Source organism: Orrella sp. 11846 (assembly GCF_048820935.1).
Lineage (GTDB): Bacteria > Pseudomonadota > Gammaproteobacteria > Burkholderiales > Burkholderiaceae_B > Algicoccus.
In genome coordinates this window covers 199,908-216,744 of the sequence record NZ_JBMERD010000004.1, presented here as the reverse complement: position 1 = coordinate 216,744, position 16,837 = coordinate 199,908, and the positions used below count along the sequence as shown (strand labels likewise).

14 protein-coding genes are annotated in these 16,837 nt (G+C 49.4%); 1 reads left to right on the top strand and 13 read right to left on the bottom strand.

From position 1 onward, the window contains the following. Positions 1-76 precede the first annotated feature (76 nt). Together ACOI06_RS05215 and ACOI06_RS05210 are read right to left on the bottom strand one after the other, a co-directional pair. Positions 77-1,171: a CaiB/BaiF CoA transferase family protein gene (locus tag ACOI06_RS05215; RefSeq protein WP_420661453.1), complete on the bottom strand. Its 1,095-nt coding sequence runs from the start codon at positions 1,169-1,171 to the stop codon at positions 77-79. Then, positions 1,168-3,300: an acetate--CoA ligase family protein gene (locus ACOI06_RS05210; protein WP_420661452.1), complete on the bottom strand. Its 2,133-nt coding sequence runs from the start codon at positions 3,298-3,300 to the stop codon at positions 1,168-1,170. Before ACOI06_RS05210 ends, ACOI06_RS05215 begins: the two co-directional genes overlap by 4 nt. Positions 3,301-3,446: 146 nt before the next feature. On the opposite strand from ACOI06_RS05210, the gene ACOI06_RS05205 reads away from it, so the two are divergent. Continuing rightward, positions 3,447-4,436, top strand: coding sequence for a Bug family tripartite tricarboxylate transporter substrate binding protein (locus ACOI06_RS05205; RefSeq protein WP_420661451.1), 990 nt, complete (start codon positions 3,447-3,449; stop codon positions 4,434-4,436). 300 nt (positions 4,437-4,736) lie between these two features. Here ACOI06_RS05205 and ACOI06_RS05200 read toward each other — a convergent pair whose 3' ends face one another. Genes ACOI06_RS05200 through nuoE form a run of 11 tightly spaced genes read right to left on the bottom strand, consistent with a single transcriptional unit; the run spans position 4,737 to position 16,809 of the window. After that, a complete protein-coding gene (locus ACOI06_RS05200; protein WP_420661450.1) occupies positions 4,737-5,039 on the bottom strand; it encodes a DUF2818 family protein in 303 nt (100 codons plus the stop codon). Positions 5,040-5,061: 22 nt separating this feature from the next. Next, positions 5,062-6,537, bottom strand: coding sequence for an NADH-quinone oxidoreductase subunit NuoN (gene nuoN, locus ACOI06_RS05195; protein ID WP_420661449.1), 1,476 nt, complete (start codon positions 6,535-6,537; stop codon positions 5,062-5,064). A 6-nt stretch (positions 6,538-6,543) separates the two neighbouring features. Continuing rightward, positions 6,544-8,043, bottom strand: a complete 1,500-nt coding sequence (locus tag ACOI06_RS05190) for an NADH-quinone oxidoreductase subunit M (RefSeq protein WP_420661448.1) — start codon at positions 8,041-8,043, stop codon at positions 6,544-6,546. Continuing rightward, a complete protein-coding gene (nuoL, locus tag ACOI06_RS05185; protein WP_420661447.1) occupies positions 8,040-10,040 on the bottom strand; it encodes an NADH-quinone oxidoreductase subunit L in 2,001 nt (666 codons plus the stop codon). The genes ACOI06_RS05190 and nuoL overlap by 4 nt, the downstream gene beginning before the upstream one ends. Positions 10,041-10,057: 17 nt before the next feature. Beyond that, positions 10,058-10,366, bottom strand: coding sequence for an NADH-quinone oxidoreductase subunit NuoK (gene nuoK, locus ACOI06_RS05180; protein ID WP_420661446.1), 309 nt, complete (start codon positions 10,364-10,366; stop codon positions 10,058-10,060). Beyond that, on the bottom strand, positions 10,363-10,989 hold the full coding sequence (locus ACOI06_RS05175; RefSeq protein ID WP_420661445.1) for an NADH-quinone oxidoreductase subunit J: 627 nt from the start codon (positions 10,987-10,989) through the stop codon (positions 10,363-10,365). The genes nuoK and ACOI06_RS05175 overlap by 4 nt, the downstream gene beginning before the upstream one ends. A gap of 17 nt (positions 10,990-11,006) precedes the next feature. Further along, positions 11,007-11,495, bottom strand: coding sequence for an NADH-quinone oxidoreductase subunit NuoI (nuoI, locus tag ACOI06_RS05170; RefSeq protein ID WP_420661444.1), 489 nt, complete (start codon positions 11,493-11,495; stop codon positions 11,007-11,009). 31 nt (positions 11,496-11,526) lie between these two features. Next, the gene (nuoH, locus tag ACOI06_RS05165; RefSeq protein WP_420661443.1) at positions 11,527-12,600 is read right to left on the bottom strand and encodes an NADH-quinone oxidoreductase subunit NuoH; all 1,074 of its coding nucleotides are present in this window, start codon (positions 12,598-12,600) and stop codon (positions 11,527-11,529) included. Position 12,601: 1 nt separating this feature from the next. After that, the gene (nuoG, locus tag ACOI06_RS05160) at positions 12,602-14,935 is read right to left on the bottom strand and encodes an NADH-quinone oxidoreductase subunit NuoG (RefSeq protein ID WP_420661442.1); all 2,334 of its coding nucleotides are present in this window, start codon (positions 14,933-14,935) and stop codon (positions 12,602-12,604) included. A gap of 12 nt (positions 14,936-14,947) precedes the next feature. Continuing rightward, on the bottom strand, positions 14,948-16,315 hold the full coding sequence (nuoF, locus tag ACOI06_RS05155; RefSeq protein ID WP_420661441.1) for an NADH-quinone oxidoreductase subunit NuoF: 1,368 nt from the start codon (positions 16,313-16,315) through the stop codon (positions 14,948-14,950). Then, complete coding sequence (gene nuoE, locus ACOI06_RS05150) at positions 16,315-16,809, bottom strand: NADH-quinone oxidoreductase subunit NuoE (RefSeq protein ID WP_420661440.1); 495 nt, start codon at positions 16,807-16,809, stop codon at positions 16,315-16,317. Before nuoE ends, nuoF begins: the two co-directional genes overlap by 1 nt. Positions 16,810-16,837: the final 28 nt, after the last annotated feature.

Here is a 16,837-nt window from a genome sequence, read left to right as displayed (position 1 = left end):
CACCTCACTATTCTGTATTTATTGATCAAACAGATTCGAACAGGCACGGTGATCTATACCATTATCTAGATCTAAGTTATCCACCAGATCTATTCATGCCACGCAGTCGAATCGGAAACTTCGGTAGTTCCAAACTAGACACGGACATGAACATTTCGCGAGCGATATGTTGGGGATGCTTTGGCAAATCAGTTGGCAACACCACCTCCATGACGGGAACATCATGGTTTCGAAGTATATCAATCACTTGCTGACTCGGCATCTGCAGCAAACATTGACCAAGAATTTTATTAATTCGTGCCGCGTGCTGTTTCCGATACAAACCGTCTTTCCATGGATCTCCCTGAAACTCTGATAAGTGTAAAGCACTCACTAATCGCTCAAAAAAATGTGATTCTAACGCACCGATTGATACGAACATTCCATCCTGACACTCGTAGCAACCATAGGCCGGCCTTTCTAGGGAAGCCTGTTGCTGAGCCAAACTCAAGGTTTTGTTTTGTTGAAAAACAGCCAATCGAGCTGTCATTTGATGGAGCACCGCTTCGGTCAACGACACATCTAACCATTGGCCCTGCGCACTTGATTGACGCTGAAAAAGCGCTGCCAACACCGCATTCAACCCATACAAGGCACCCCCCATATCCGCGTAAGGCAATGCCGACTGGCTCGCTGGCACCGTCGCAAATTCCGATTGTGGATGATGTACTGGCTGATCACTTGTGGTTAAGGCAGCCACGCCAGCAGCCGACAAATAATTCAAATCATGCCCAGGCATCATCGCATCAGGCCCGCTCTGCCCGTAACCAGAAAGTGACACATAAATCAGTTTAGGGTGGATGTCTTTTAATTTGTCATAACCCAACCCTAAACGACTTAAAGTTCCAGGTCGATAGGACTCCACCAATACATCTGCCTCGAGAATAAGAGCCATTACTTGTTGCAAGCCCGCATCAGTCTTTAAATCGACAAACAAAGACTCTTTATTTCGATTAATAGCTGCAAATAAACCAGGCGCAGCTTTACGAACTGGATCTCCATGCGGTGGGCGTTCAATCTTAATCACGCGCGCACCCATGTCTGACAACATCTGCGTCATAAAGGGTCCAGGCAAAAGCTCTGTAAAGTCAATGACGACAACATCGTGTAAAGGTGGTTTAGGCGTAGTCATCCCAGCGTATCCTGATTAAAGTTGCCAATGACCAATGCATCAAGCGCAACGGCTCCCTGACCTTTGGGACCAACCCAAACAGGATTCACATCTACTTCTTCAATCAGTTCAGGATTTGCCACAATGGCATCTGACAAAGCCAGCATCAATTTCTTCAAGGCATCAATATCCATGAGAGCTCGTCCGCGTGCGCCACTGAGAATCGGATATGACTTAATCTCTTGAATCATGCGATCCGCCTGCGTATCAGTCAAGGGAAGAAGGCTTCGAGAAACATCCTTAAACAATTCCACGTAAATCCCACCTAACCCAAACATCATGACATGACCTAACACAGGATCGCGAGACACGCCGACGATGACTTCGACACCATCAGCACCGTACATCCGCTCAATCAAAATACCGTCAATCGCCACATCTGGCGCATGCTTCTTCACATTATCTTGAATTGTTCGCCATGCTTGTCGGACTGCATTTTCATCAGACAGATTAATCTGAACACCGCCAATGTCTGACTTATGCTGAATGACCTCACTAACAACTTTCGCAACAACAGGAAAACCGATACGTTGCGCGGCAGCAACCGCTTGTTCTTCACTTGTACACAACTCAATATCCGGAACAGCCACACCAGCACGAGCAAGCCATTGTTTGCCCTCAACCTCAGTTAAAGCACGCGGTAATTCAATCTGTGCATCAGTCTTAGACATTGTCATCAACAAAGGCACAAACGATGCGTCACGCTGTTGACGCCAAGTCTCGTAGGCCTGCCAACGACCAATCGCTTTAATGGCTTTGCCCACACTACGGGCCGGCATCATCCCTGCTTGAGCATAGATCTGAAACGCATCACCCATGCGATCTGTCATCCAAATCGGCAAAATCGGCTTATTGATCTGTTTTTGAACCCGAACGGCACTGTTGGCAACACTGACCGTGGTTGCACCATAATCAAGCGTGATCGGCAACAACACCAAACTGACTGCGTCATCCTGTGCAACCGCCAACATCGTTTCATCGACCAAATCAGGATCACTTAAAATAGCAGTAGTCGTATCAACCGGATTACCCGTCGCGGCGTAAGCAGGCAGTTTGCTATTCAGTCTTGAAGCCGTTTGCTCACCAAACTGAGCCAGCGTAAGACCAGCCACACCCACCATGTCTGCAGATAGCGCCGCTGTTCCACCAGAAGAGCAATAAATTGCCAAACCCTTTGTCGCTGTTGGACGAAAACGTGCAAACAGCCATGCCGTGTCAATCAACTCGTCAATGTCATCGACTTCGATCAAACCCATTTGTCGGAACATGGCGCTATTCACTTCTGCAACACCAGTAATGGAAGCGGTATGTGATTGTGCTGCTTTTTGGCCGTACTCCGATCGACCTACTTTTAAGCCAATCACAGGCTTGCCGTGATCAGCCGCTGTTTTGAGGGCTTCCATAAAGCGCCGGCCATCTTTAATGCCTTCAATCAAGGTCACGATGACCTGAATATCATCGGCTTTCGCCATGTACTCAATAAAATCTGCGACCTGAAGATCAACCTCATTGCCCGTGGATGCCCAAAGTCCAACACCAAATCCACGCGTCATCGCCTGCATGACGTTACGACCTAAACCACCACCTTGTGTAACCAGCCCTACAGGTCCACTATTCAAATCATGACGAAACGATGGTGAGAACGTAAAGCCTAACTTTTGGTTGATGTTAACTAGGCCAGGACAGTTCGGACCATAGAGACGGATACCGGTCCGTTGAACAAGATCTCTCATTTCTTGCTCAACTGCTTTTCCTTCTTCCCCAGCTTCACCGAAACCGGAACTCAGAATAATGGCAAAACGAACGCCTCGTTCTCCGGCCTCTGTTAGAACCTGCAGAACATGCGCCGCCGGCACGGCCACCACAATAACATCTGGCGTTTCAGGCAACTCTGCAACAGAGGGCCAACAAGGTTGTCCCGCGACCATATCTCGAGTCGCATTCACCAGATAAGTCGTACCAGAAAAACTCGAAAACTGTAACAAGTTCTCAACAACACGACCACCAATGCTCTCAGCACGGTCGGACGCCCCAACAATAGCAACAGAATTAGGATTCACTAACAGGGACAAATCTGATTTTGTGGACATTCACGAAACTCCTCAAGTGTGTGTCAGATCCCGAATAAGGGTTTACGAGTGTACGGGACACCTTGCAATGGTTTTATAAATCTGTGAGAATTATACGGTATATCGAAGCATAACACGTACAATCGTAGACATAAAGGAGAATCAGTATGCGTATAAAAGGCATCGCGTTATTTTCAGCGACAGTCATCGGTTTGACCACCACTATAGGATCGATTGCACAGGCTCAGACAAATAAATGGCCTGAAAAACCCGTCACTTGGGTGATACCATTTACACCAGGTGGCATTACAGACACAACCTCCCGTTTAATTGGCAAAAAGATTACGGAAGTCATTGGTCAACCTATTATCATCGACAACCGACCAGGTGGTGGCGGGATGGTGGGCACGGAATATGTTTCCAGAGCAGCTCCAGACGGGTACACCATGATCTACGGCACCCAAGGTACCATGGCCGCTAATCTATCGCTTTATCCCAATGTCAAATATGACCCTCTTACCACATTTATTCCAGTCCATGCACTTCTAAAAACACCCAATGTATTGCTGGTCAATGCTGAACTGCCTTTCAAGACAGTCAGTGAGCTTGTCGAGTATGCAAAAACCAACCCGGGTAAACTGAATATGGCATCCGCTGGGACAGGTACGGGTAGTCATCTGGCGGGTGAACTCTTTCAGAATGAAGCAGGTATTAAATTTACGCATGTTCCCTTCAAAGGAAGTGCTCCTGCGCTTCAGAACTTAGCCGGTGCGCAAGTCGATATCATGTTCGACTATCCAGTCAGCTCACGCCCATTAATTGAATCTGGCAAGGTCCGTGCACTTGCTGTAACCGATGAGCAGCGTGTCAAAACACTTCCTGATGTACCAACAGTTGTTGAGGCAGGCTATCCCACTGCATTATCCACAAGTTGGTCAAGTATTTTTGTGCCTGCGGGGACGTCAGATGAAATTGTTGAGACGATCCGCAAAGGCGCTGAACATGCACTCGCCAGTGACGAAGTCAAAGAATATGCCGCACAAAACGGTAGCGCTGTATTGACCGGTGTATCAGGTCAAAAATTTGTTGATTTAATCAATAGCGAAAAAAAGCGTTGGAAAGACGTGATTGAAAAATCAGGTGCTTCTGCCAACTAACCGATCATTATTTGTAAGCAAAGATGTATTCAAACCGGAACATTTATGTTCCGGTTTTTTTATACTCAAAGCAAACACATATAACCTTAAGCATATATCGCTAGAATACAGAATACTATTAAAGCTTTTAACATCTTTAGACGTCATGACGAAATTGATGTAAAGCGAATGAACAGCTAGCTCAAGGTGTCACTGAACAAAATACACGCCAATCGAAATCCAGAATGAACACGCTTGTGAAACGTGATTGTTCGTTGAATAGATAACACAAGAAGAAGGGATAGATGTTTGAAATAACAGTTATTTGAGCAAATAACGATAGATAAAGCCGGGGAAGCTCAACACCACAAAGATACACAGGGTGATGGCATAAAACTCCCACTGAAGTGCGAATGGGTTTGCTAATGAACGCTCAAAAGCAAAACCCAGCAATCCCGTCACGCCGTAGAGCACAATCATCTCAATAATGATCTGCCAAGCAGGTTTAGGGAGATCCGCTGCTCGGACTGGAATCAGTCCGAACAGGCGTTGGGTAAAGAATGGTAGGTTCGCAGCCGCAAAGGCAAATACGATCAAAATCCAAACTGCAATCGTCAGATTCAATGAACTGCTTCCCTAACCCTAATTACAGTGAGCCAGCAATGGCTTTCACACACATGGCCATCAAACCACCAGGCAAGATACCCAACAGGATGATCGCGCCAACGTTGATACCCAGTACTGCACCTGCGCTGCCTGGCACTTCGACTTCGCGAGTCTCTGTTTGTGGCTCATCAAAGTACACCACTTTCACCACGCGCAGATAGTAGAACGCACCAATCAGTGAGAAGATGACAGCCAGAACCGCAAGCCAGATGTAACCTGACTGGATGACAGCCTGCAGAACCATCAGCTTGGCGTAGAAACCAACCAGTGGTGGAATACCAGCCAGTGAGAACATCAACACGAGCAGCACGCCAGCAAGCATTGGGCTGCGCTTATTCAAACCTTTCAGATCTGCAATGGTTTCACACTCAAAACCTGCGTGAGACAGCAACATGATCACACCGAACGTACCCATGGTGGTGAGCACATATGTAATCATGTAAAACAGCGATGAACCGTAGGCGGAAGCGTTAATTTGTGCAATCCCTTCAGCAGAACCAGACAACAGACCCAGCAACACAAAACCCATGTGGGAGATGGTTGAGTAACCCAGCATGCGCTTAAAGTTGGTCTGCATGATCGCGGTCAGGTTTCCGACAATAAGCGACAACACAGCCATAATCATCAGCATCGGTTGCCAGTCAAAGGTCAGCTCACCCAGACCAGTCACCAGAATCCGCAATGTCATGGCAAATGCGGCCAGCTTCGGTGCGGCGGCAATGGCCAAGGTGATGATGGTCGGTGCACCCTCATACACGTCTGGCAACCACATGTGGAAAGGTACGGCACCCAGCTTAAAGGCAATACCACTCACCAGAAACACCAGACCAAATACCAAGGCGAGTTGCATTTCACCACGTACGATGGTGTCGCCAATAGTGGCCAGATCTAACGAACCGGTTGCACCGTAAATCATGGACATACCGTAGAGCATGAAACCCGTGGCCAGTGAACCCAGCACAAAGTATTTCATGGCCGACTCGGTACCCCGTGTGTAATCACGACGAATCGCTGCCACGGCATACAGTGCGAGCGACATCAGTTCAAGACCCAGGTAGATCGTGAGCAGGTTGCCAGCTGAGATCAGAATCATCTGACCCAACAGTCCAAACAGGATCAGCACATAGAGTTCGCCACCGCGCAACATGTCACGGCTCTGAATGTATTCACGTCCATAAACCAGTGTTGCAAACACGGCCACGTAAGAGAATAGCTTCAAGATATAGGACATGTCATCGACGACAACCTGACCATAGAAGCTCGTTCCCTGAACACCTTGTCCCCACTGAATCCATGTCAGCACAAACAGCACGGCTAACGTCAGGTTCGTGAGCGTGTACGCCACAGTCCGACGGGCCTCCTTGCTGAAAGCATCAATCAGCAGGATCAGCATCCCTGCGCCCAGCAGCACAAGCTCGGGCAAAATCAGCGCAAAGTTGAAATCGTTCGGCATCATATCGGCTTACAGTTTGGAAATGGCGATGTGATCAAGCAGAGCTTGAACAGAGACGTGCATCACATCGGTAAACGGTTTTGGGTAAACACCCATAAACAAAACAGCAATGGCCATCAAGCCCAGCACGAGAAACTCGCGCGAGTTAATGTCTTGCAACTTATCAACCGCAGCATTGGCCACAGGACCATATGCAACACGCTTGAGCATCCAGAGCGAGTAGGAAGCACCCAAGATCAGCGCGGTCGCAGCCAGCAAGCCAATCCAGAAGTCATACTCCACTGCACCCAGAATCACTGTGAACTCTCCAATAAAGCCACTTGTACCCGGCAGACCAGCATTGGCCATCGAGAATAGAACAAAGAAAGTCACAAATTTGGGCATACGGTTCACAACACCACCGAAGTCGGCTATTTCATGCGTATGCATCCGATCGTAAAGGACACCGATACAGTAGAACATCGCAGCCGAGACAAACCCGTGCGAGATCATCTGCATGATCGCACCTTCGGCACCGATCATATTGAAGATAAAGAAGCCCAGTGTCACAAAACCCATGTGCGCAATGGATGAATAAGCGACAAGCTTTTTCATATCCTTTTGCACCATTGCAACCAGACCAATATAGATCACGGCAATCAGGGACAAGGTAATCATCAGCCAAGACAGCTCAGTCGATGCATCAGGTGTAATCGGCAGCGAGAAACGCAAGAAGCCGTAAGCACCAAGCTTCAACATAATCGCAGCCAGCACCATAGACCCAGCAGTTGGCGCTTCAGGGTGAGCATCAGGCAACCAAGTATGAACTGGCCACATGGGAACCTTCACTGCAAACGCTGCGAGCAATGCCAAGAAGATCAGTATCTGCGCTTGATGACCAAGCGGCGTGTTGTGCCAAGCCAGAATATCGAATGTACCCGACACTTGCCAGAGGTAGATAAAGGCGATTAACGTCAGCAAAGAACCCAGCAATGTATACAGGAAGAACTTGAACGCAGCATACACACGGTTCGGTCCACCCCAGACACCGATAATGATGTACATCGGAATCAGGGTTGCTTCAAAGAAGATGTAGAACAGCAGACCGTCAATGGCCGCAAACACACCGACCATCAAACCCGACATGATCAGGAATGCAGCCATGTATTGCGCAACGCGTGTTGTGATTGATTGCCAGCTCGCCAGCACCACCAAAATGGTCACAAACGCTGTCAACAACACGAACCAAAGTGAAATACCGTCCACACCTAAGTGGTAATAAACGGGGAACGCTTCTATCCACATCGCTTTTTCGACGAACTGCATCGCAGCTGTGTCCCCATTAAAGCCGATGTACAACGGAATTGTCACCAAGAAACTGATGGCTGCACCCGTGAGCGCCAGCCAGCGCGTGAAATCAGGCCGATCGCTTCGACCCCACATCAAGACAATCAGCCCTGACAGAATGGGGAAGAATATCGACAGTGTGAGCCACGGAATAGAAGAAGAAACCATCTCGCCAGCCATCATTGATACACCAAAATAATGAAAGTGATTAACACCATCAGGCCCACAATCATTGCAAATGCATAGTGATAAATGTAACCCGACTGAATATGACGACTGACCGCCGCCAGTGCCCCCACAACGCGCGCTGAACCGTTGACGATCAAGCCGTCGATCAGACGCTCATCACCACGACGCCACAAGCCTGTACCCAGACAACGCGCCAGCGGTGCAATCACCTTCTCATTAATCCAGTCAAAGAAGTACTTGTTCTCCAACACTGGATACAACCAAGCAAACGCTTTTTTGACGCAACCTGAAGCACGAGGGTTCAAGATATAGCAATACCAAGACACCACGATCCCTGCTACCGTCAACATAAACGCAACGGACGTGAATCCATGAATACCAAAGGCAACCCAACCATGCCATTCATCGGCCAAGTGACGCAAGGCATCATGACCAGCGTGCTGAACCTGATTCAACTCAGCAAAGAAGTCACCAAAGACCAGAGGCTGTGTAAACAGAATACCGGCAACCATTGAGGGGATGGCCAGCAGTGCCAAAGGCAACGTCACTGTCCATGGAGACTCTTTGGGCTTTTCTGTCATCGCGTGGTGACCATGCGCTTCGTCCACCGGCGCTTGATCGTAACGCTCTTCGCCGTGGAACACCACAAACAGCAAGCGGTAGGAATACACCGTACTGACAAACGCACCAATCAACACACAGTAGTAAGCAAACTCAGCACCCCAAACATTGGATGCACCGGCTGCGTTAATAATCAGGTCCTTTGAGTAGTAACCCGAGAAAAACGGAATTGCGGTCAATGCCAAGGTACCGATCAGGAAAGTGACATAAGTCAGCGGCATGTACTTACGCAGCCCACCCATGTAACGAATGTCCTGATTGTGGTGCACTGCCAAGATGACTGAACCCGCTCCCAAGAACAACAAGGCTTTAAAGAACGCGTGCGTCATCATGTGGAAAATCGCCACCGAGTAAACCGAGGCACCCAGCGCCACCGTCATGTAACCCAACTGTGACAACGTCGAATACGCGATCACACGTTTGATGTCGTTTTGAATAATACCCAAGACACCCAAGAAGAGCGCACCAATCGCACCCACCACAATAATCAGTGACAGTGTCACATCGGAGTATTCAAATAGTGGTGAGAATCTCGCCACCATAAAGATACCAGCTGTCACCATGGTTGCCGCGTGAATCAATGCGGAAATCGGTGTAGGACCTTCCATCGAATCTGGCAACCAAGAGTGCAATGGCACTTGCGCTGATTTACCCATGGCGCCGACGAACAGACAGATAGTCGCCACCGTCAGCATCATCCAGTCTGTACCAGGCAAAGTTTGCAATGACAGCTGCTCAGATTGACCAAAGACCTCGGCGTAGTTCAATGTACCGGAATACGACAACAACAGTCCGATGCCCAGGATAAAACCAAAGTCACCGACACGGTTGATCAAGAAGGCCTTCATGTTGGCAAACACAGCTGTGGGACGGTCGTAGTAAAAACCGATCAACAGATAGGACACCAGACCCACAGCTTCCCAACCGAAGAACAGTTGCAGCATGTTGTTGGCCATCACCAGCATCAACATGGAGAAGGTAAAGAGCGAGATATATGAGAAGAATCGCTCATAGCCATCATCGTCAGCCATGTAACCGATACTGTAGATGTGAACCATCAATGACACCGAGGTCACGACAACCATCATCAAAGCGGTCAATGGATCGATCAAAAAGCCGATTTCAAGCTTCAAACCCCCGATCATGCTCCAAATATAGAGTGTGCCATCAAATCGTGTGCCTGCTATGACATCAAACAACACGATGAAAGAACAGATCGTTGAGATCAGCACAAAGAAGATCGTGACACGATGTGCCGTAAAACGGCTCATGGGCTTACCTAGAAAGCTCGTCCCGAACAATCCTGCCAGCAATGCACCCACCAACGGGGCAAAAGCAATGATCTGATAAATAAAAGGTACGTTAGACATGTTTGGCAATCTTCCGGTCAACCCTTGAGGCGGTCAAGTTCTTCAACATCAATTGTGTTCAGACTACGGAACAACAACACCATAATCGCCAGACCAATCGCTGCTTCAGCCGCAGCCACGGTCAGGATAAAAAACACAAATACCTGGCCAGTCAAATCACCAGACCAGCTCGAGAACGCCACGAAATTCATATTGACCGACAAAAGAATCAGTTCGATCGACATGAGCAAAACGAGTAGGTTACGTCGGTTCAGAAAAATCCCGAAAACGCCGATCGCAAACAGTATGGCGCCCAGCACCAGATAATGGGATAACGTGAGGGTCATGGCTGCTTCTCCTCAACCTCTAAGTTCAAATCAGGTGCTTGTGACGGCATGCTCACCAATCTGACGCGATCTTTAGCGCGAACCTTCACGGCAGCACTCGGATCGTTATAGCGCACATCCTTACGACGACGCAGTGTCAGGGAAATGGCAGCAATCATACCGACCAACAAAATCACCGCGCCAATTTCAACGGCGTAGACATATTGGGTATACATCAATTCACCCAGTGCACGCGGGTTGTTGAAATCAGCGGGCATTTGTGCAGCCGGACCGACATCGCCCCAGCTTTGGCTCAGCACAAAAGCCATTTCAATCACCATCACCAGGCCAATTGCAAAGCCCAGTGGCAAATACGCCCGTGAGCCAGCCCGTAACACTTCCATCTTCACGTCGAGCATCATCACGACGAATAAGAATAGAACCATCACAGCACCCACATAGACCACGGTTAGCAACAGTGCCAAGAACTCAGCACCAAGCAACACCCAGATCATGGCCGCATTGGCAAAACCCAGAATCAAAAACAGTACAGCCGTCACTGGACTCTTCGCCGTGATCACACGCAGCGCAGAGATGACCAGCACGATCGCCAGAATATAAAACAGAATAGTCGCAAATGTCATGACGTGATTACCTGTGCTTAACGATAAGGCGCGTCTTGAGCGCGGTCGCGAGCAATATCTGCTTCGTAACGGTCACCGACCGCCAGCAGCATATCTTTCGTGAAATACAAATCCCCGCGTTTTTCACCATGATATTCATGGATTCGGGTCTCGACGATCGAGTCAACCGGACAGCTCTCCTCACAGAATCCGCAGAAGATGCACTTGGTCAGATCAATGTCATAGCGAGTCGTGCGACGAGTTCCGTCTTCACGCTCTTCAGATTCAATTGAAATAGCCATGGCCGGGCACACTGCCTCGCACAATTTGCAGGCAATACAACGCTCTTCCCCATTCGGATACCGTCTGAGTGCATGCAGCCCACGGAAACGCGGTGACATCGGCGTTTTCTCATAGGGATAACGCAGCGTTATCTTGCGCTTAAAAAAGTACTTACCTGTCAGCTTCATTCCCTTGAGTAGCTCAAGGAGCATCAAACTGCCCAAAAAATCTTTGATCGCTTGCATAATCAACCTTTCTTTGTCGCTGTGTCTGCGCTCAGTTCCAGATATTCCAAGGCGTCTGCATCCAGATGGCAACCACCACAAGCCATACACCTGTCAGAGGAATGAACACCTTCCAGCCTAAACGCATAATCTGGTCATAACGGTAGCGTGGGAAGGACGCACGGAACCAGATGAAAAACGACACGACTACAAATGTTTTGAGGCCCAGCCACAACCAGCCCGGAATCCAGTGCAAAACAGCCAGATCCACTGGTGGCGCCCAGCCACCCAGGAACATGATCGATGCCATTGCGGACAAGAAAATCATGTTGGCATATTCACCCAGAAAAAACAGTGCAAAGGCCATCCCGGAATATTCAACCATGTGACCTGCCACAATTTCTGACTCACCTTCCACCACGTCAAATGGGTGACGGTTGGTTTCAGCCACAATCGACACAACATAAATCACAAAGAGTGGCAGTAAAGGCAACCAGTTCCAAGACATAAATGTCAGGCCCATGTCTGCAAAGAAGCCACGGTTCTGGACATGCACAATCTCAGACATATTGAGGCTGCCTGTCACTAGCAACACGGTGATCATCACAAAACCAATCGCCAACTCATACGAAATCATCTGAGCTGAACCACGCATCGCAGCCAAGAACGCATACTTCGAGTTCGAAGCCCAACCAGCCACGATCACGCCATAGACACCCACAGAGGTAATGGCCATGACATATAGAAGACCGGCGTTCATATTGGACAGGACAATCTCAGGCCCAAAAGGCACAACCGCCCAAACTGCCAGTGCTGGCATCAATGTGACCACAGGTGCCAGAATAAACAGCACTTTGTTGGCCTCACTAGGAACCACGACCTCTTTGGTCAACAACTTCAAAACGTCTGCAAAGGGTTGCAGCAACCCGCGGTAACCCACACGGTTGGGACCCATACGCACGTGCATACCACCAATCAGCTTACGTTCCCAGTAAGTCAGGTAGGCTACACACAAAATCACGGGTACGGCAATGACCAGGATTTTGATTAAAGTCCAAACCACTAACCAAGGTGTGGCACCGATCAAACCGGTTCCAAACTGTTCAAGTGTATTGAGCCACTCCATCTCAGATTCGCTCCATCTGCAATTGACTGTCTACACATCCGAGCACGGCGGTCTGAGCAAATCCAGCACTCAAACGCACAGCACCCTGAGGTACGGTGGTATCCGCTTGCACGGCAATTGTCACTTCACCGCTATCGGAAGACAAACGCACTTTCTCACCTTCTTCGATGGACAATGAAGCCAATGTCTCTGGATGAATCCGCGCTGGTTTGAAATCTGACGCCGGAGTCTGCTGCAATGCATCTGCACGACGCACCATCGCATCACTGCGATAGATCGGCAGATCGGCAACGCGCTCCAAGCCTTTTGCGGCATCCGCTTTAGGCTGTACACCGATTGAAGCTTTCGTCTCGTTATTCAAACGGCTTTGAATATCTTCTGAAAGTACAGAATCACGCACACTTTCAGAAGACTCATCTTCAAAGTGTGGCAACTCTAACAGATTACCCATGACACGCAGCACTTTCCAGGCCGGACGGCTTTGTGCAAAACCGGTCACCACACCTTTAAAGCTTTGTGGTTGACCTGCCGCGTTCACAAACGTGCCCGATGTCTCGGTGTAAGGACCAATTGGCAACATCACATTCGCCCAATCTTGGGCTGCAGAGCGATAAGTCGTCAATGCCACCACAAACGGTGCGTTTTTCAGAGTCGCTGCTGCGCGAATGCCCAAACTGGAATCCAGGGCTGGCTCAAGGTTGAGCGTAATGTACGCAGACAAGGGCTCACGCAACATCTCATTGGCGCTCAAACCGTTTTCGCCAGGAACCGCTTGGCTCAGGTAAGCACCCACGGTATTGGCGGCGGCTGTCAGATAACCGACACGTCCATCAACCTGCTGCGCAATCCATTGTGCATTGGCGGCCATTTGTGATGCGTTTTGTGCGTGAACAACGGCGTTCCCCAACAGAATGGCGCGAGTTTGACCAGACACCAAGCTTTCAGCAATGCGCTGTGCGGTTTCATCGGCCACAACACCGGCAAACTCAGCGGGAACCTCAACAGACTTCAGTTTGGCCACGGCGACAGCCACTTGAGCCAACGCATTGGCCATTTCTGATGGGCGCACTGTCATCCGAGCATGCAAAGGCATGAAGGGATCATCGGCTGCCAAATCAATGCTATTCACTTGCGTGCCACGTTTCACAGCCTGACGCAAACGCTGCGTCATCAAAGGATGATCAGCGCGCATAAAGGAACCAACGACCAACACGCGATCCTGATGACCCAGATCTGCAATTGGCATACCTAACCAAGGTGCACCATTGCGGTTAGCATCAAACTCTGGATCAAGCATGCGGGTACGCATATCGACGTTCTCACCACCCAAGCCACGAATCAAACGAGCCAACAGACTCATTTCTTCAAGCGTTGCGGTTTCAGTGCCAATCGCACCGATCTTGGCAGCACCCTCTTTGGTGTTGATCGCTGCCAAACCTTCAGTGGCAACTTTCAGCGCATCTGCCCAGGTTGCTTCGCGCCATTCACCATCATCGCCACGAACCATAGGCTGCTCAAGACGATCAACCGCCAAGCCTTCGTACGCAAAACGATCTCGATCACTGATCCAGCACTCGTTGACATCTTCGTTTTCGAAAGGCACAACACGTTTGATTTCATCGAGCTTGACTTGAACAATGATGTTCGCACCCAAACTGTCATGTGCAGACACTGAGCGACGACGTGCCAATTCCCAAGTCCGTGCGCTATAGCGGAACGGCTTTGAAGTCAGTGCACCGACAGGACAAATGTCGATCATGTTGCCTGACAATTCTGACTCGATCGTATGACCCAGATAGGTTGTGATCTCGGAGTGCTCACCGCGACCGATCATGCCCATTTCCATCAGGCCACCAATCTCTTGGCCAAAGCGAACACAGCGCGTGCAGTGAATACAACGTGTCATTTCCTCGCCAGAGACCAGAGGTCCGAAGCTCTTATGGAAAACAACCCGCTTTTCTTCCATATAGCGTGTTGAAGAAGCACCGTAACCGACCGCCAAATCCTGCAACTGGCATTCGCCACCTTGGTCACAAATCGGACAATCCAGCGGGTGATTAATCAGCAAGAACTCCATGACGCTTTTTTGTGCAGCCACGGCCAGTTCAGACTGGGTGTACACCACCATGCCGTTGGTTGCTGGCGTCGCACAGGCTGGCATGGGCTTAGGTGCTTTTTCCACCTCAACCAGACACATGCGGCAGTTTGCAGCAATCGAAAGTTTCTTGTGATAGCAGAAATGCGGTACATAAACACCCAGTTTATGCGCAGCATGCATCACCATGCTGCCTTCTGGCACTTCGACTGTCTTTCCGTCGATGGTCAACTCAACCATATTGAATCCAAATCAGAGGTAAGGTGCGACCACGCATCGTTTGTTTTCGATGTGGTACACAAATTCATCACGATAGTGCTTCAGGAAAGCCCGTACAGGCATGGCTGCCGCATCACCCAGCGCGCAAATTGTGCGCCCCATGATGTTATAGGCAACCGAATCCAGCACATCCAAATCTTCCATACGTCCCTCGCCGTGCTCAATCCGATTGACGATCCGGTATAACCATCCGGTTCCTTCTCGGCAAGGTGTGCATTGTCCGCAGCTTTCTTCAAAATAGAAGTACGACAATCGCAACAGGGACTTGACCATGCAGCGGCGCTCATCCATCACAATCACCGCGCCTGAACCTAGCATGGACCCCGCTTTCGCAATGGAATCATAGTCCATCGTTGTGTCCATCATAATGTCAGCTGGCACAACGGGCGCACTGGAACCGCCGGGGATGACGGCCTTCAACTTACGGCCATCGCGCATGCCACCACAAAGCTCCAAGAGCGTTGAAAACGGTGTTCCCATTGGAATTTCATAGTTACCGGGACGCTCAACGTCGCCGGAAACCGAATAAATCTTGGTCCCGCCATTGTTCGGAATACCCGCCTCTAGATATTCTTTACCGCTATGGCGAATAATCCAGGGGACTGACGCAAATGTCTCGGTGTTATTGATGGTCGTTGGCTTGCCATACAAACCGAAACTTGCTGGGAATGGCGGCTTAAAGCGAGGCTGCCCCTTTTTGCCTTCCAGCGACTCCAACAATGCGGTTTCTTCACCACAGATGTAAGCACCGTAACCATGGAATGCATGCAGCTGGAAGCTGAAGTTTGATCCTAGGATATTATTTCCTAAGAAACCGGCGGCACGAGCTTGCTCAAGCGCTTCTTCGAAACGCTGATACACCTCAAAAATCTCACCGTGGATGTAGTTATAGCCCACTGAAATGCCCATGGCATAAGCAGCAATCGCCATGCCTTCAATCACAATGTGCGGGTTAAAGCGCAGGATATCGCGATCTTTAAACGTACCAGGCTCACCCTCGTCCGAGTTACAGACAAGGTATTTCTGACCTGGGAATGTTCTGGGCATGAAGCTCCATTTCAGGCCGGTCGGGAAACCTGCACCGCCACGACCGCGCAGCACACCCTCTTTGACTTGAGCAATGACATCTTCGGGTGTCATGCCTGTCGTGAGGATCTTTTTAAGGGCTTCGTAACCGCCACGTTTTACATAGTCTTCCAACCCCCAGTTATCACCATCGAGGTCAGCCAGAATTTGTGGATTGATATGACGACCGTGAAAGATCATCGAGCGTTCCACTTCCCCCATGGGGATAGGCTCGAGTCCCTGTGAATACTTCTTGAGAATCTCAGAAGCTTTCATTATTCGGCCTCCTTGATTTTAGAGAGATCTTCCAACATTTCGTCAAGGCGCTCCTGCGTCATCCGAATACACATATGGTGATTGTTAACCAACAGCACCGGAGCATCCCCACAGGATCCCATACACTCACCTTCGGTCAGTGTGAACTGACCATCAGGTGTGGTTTCACCAAAATCAATACCCAATTTCTTTTTTAGATAATCCGCAGTCTGAACACCCTCTCTCAGCGCACAGGGCAAGTTCGTGCACACCGTAACTTTGACGCGGCCCACCGGCTTCAGGTCATACATGTCATAGAAAGTGGCAACCTCCTGGATCATAATGGCTGGCAAATCCAGATATTGCGCAATATCTGTGATGACATCGGTTGAGATCCACCCTAATTCTTCTTGGGCGATCGTCAACGCAGCCATGATTGCAGAACGTTTTTGCTCGGGCGGGAACTTAGTGAGTTCCCGATCAATTTTCCGGTAGGAGTCTTCAGAAAGCAGCATATTCGTGTAATTCCGTGTGTTCGTTGGC

Coding starts and splice junctions, on each gene's coding strand:
- ACOI06_RS05215 (WP_420661453.1), bottom strand. CDS start 1,171: ATGACTACGCCTAAACCACCTTTACACGATGTTGTCGTCATTGACTTT.
- ACOI06_RS05210 (WP_420661452.1), bottom strand. CDS start 3,300: ATGTCCACAAAATCAGATTTGTCCCTGTTAGTGAATCCTAATTCTGTT.
- ACOI06_RS05205 (WP_420661451.1), top strand. CDS start 3,447: ATGCGTATAAAAGGCATCGCGTTATTTTCAGCGACAGTCATCGGTTTG.
- nuoN (WP_420661449.1), bottom strand. CDS start 6,537: ATGATGCCGAACGATTTCAACTTTGCGCTGATTTTGCCCGAGCTTGTG.
- ACOI06_RS05190 (WP_420661448.1), bottom strand. CDS start 8,043: ATGATGGCTGGCGAGATGGTTTCTTCTTCTATTCCGTGGCTCACACTG.
- nuoL (WP_420661447.1), bottom strand. CDS start 10,040: ATGTCTAACGTACCTTTTATTTATCAGATCATTGCTTTTGCCCCGTTG.
- nuoK (WP_420661446.1), bottom strand. CDS start 10,366: ATGACCCTCACGTTATCCCATTATCTGGTGCTGGGCGCCATACTGTTT.
- ACOI06_RS05175 (WP_420661445.1), bottom strand. CDS start 10,989: ATGACATTTGCGACTATTCTGTTTTATATTCTGGCGATCGTGCTGGTC.
- nuoI (WP_420661444.1), bottom strand. CDS start 11,495: ATGCAAGCGATCAAAGATTTTTTGGGCAGTTTGATGCTCCTTGAGCTA.
- nuoH (WP_420661443.1), bottom strand. CDS start 12,600: ATGGAGTGGCTCAATACACTTGAACAGTTTGGAACCGGTTTGATCGGT.
- nuoG (WP_420661442.1), bottom strand. CDS start 14,935: ATGGTTGAGTTGACCATCGACGGAAAGACAGTCGAAGTGCCAGAAGGC.
- nuoF (WP_420661441.1), bottom strand. CDS start 16,315: ATGAAAGCTTCTGAGATTCTCAAGAAGTATTCACAGGGACTCGAGCCT.
- nuoE (WP_420661440.1), bottom strand. CDS start 16,809: ATGCTGCTTTCTGAAGACTCCTACCGGAAAATTGATCGGGAACTCACT.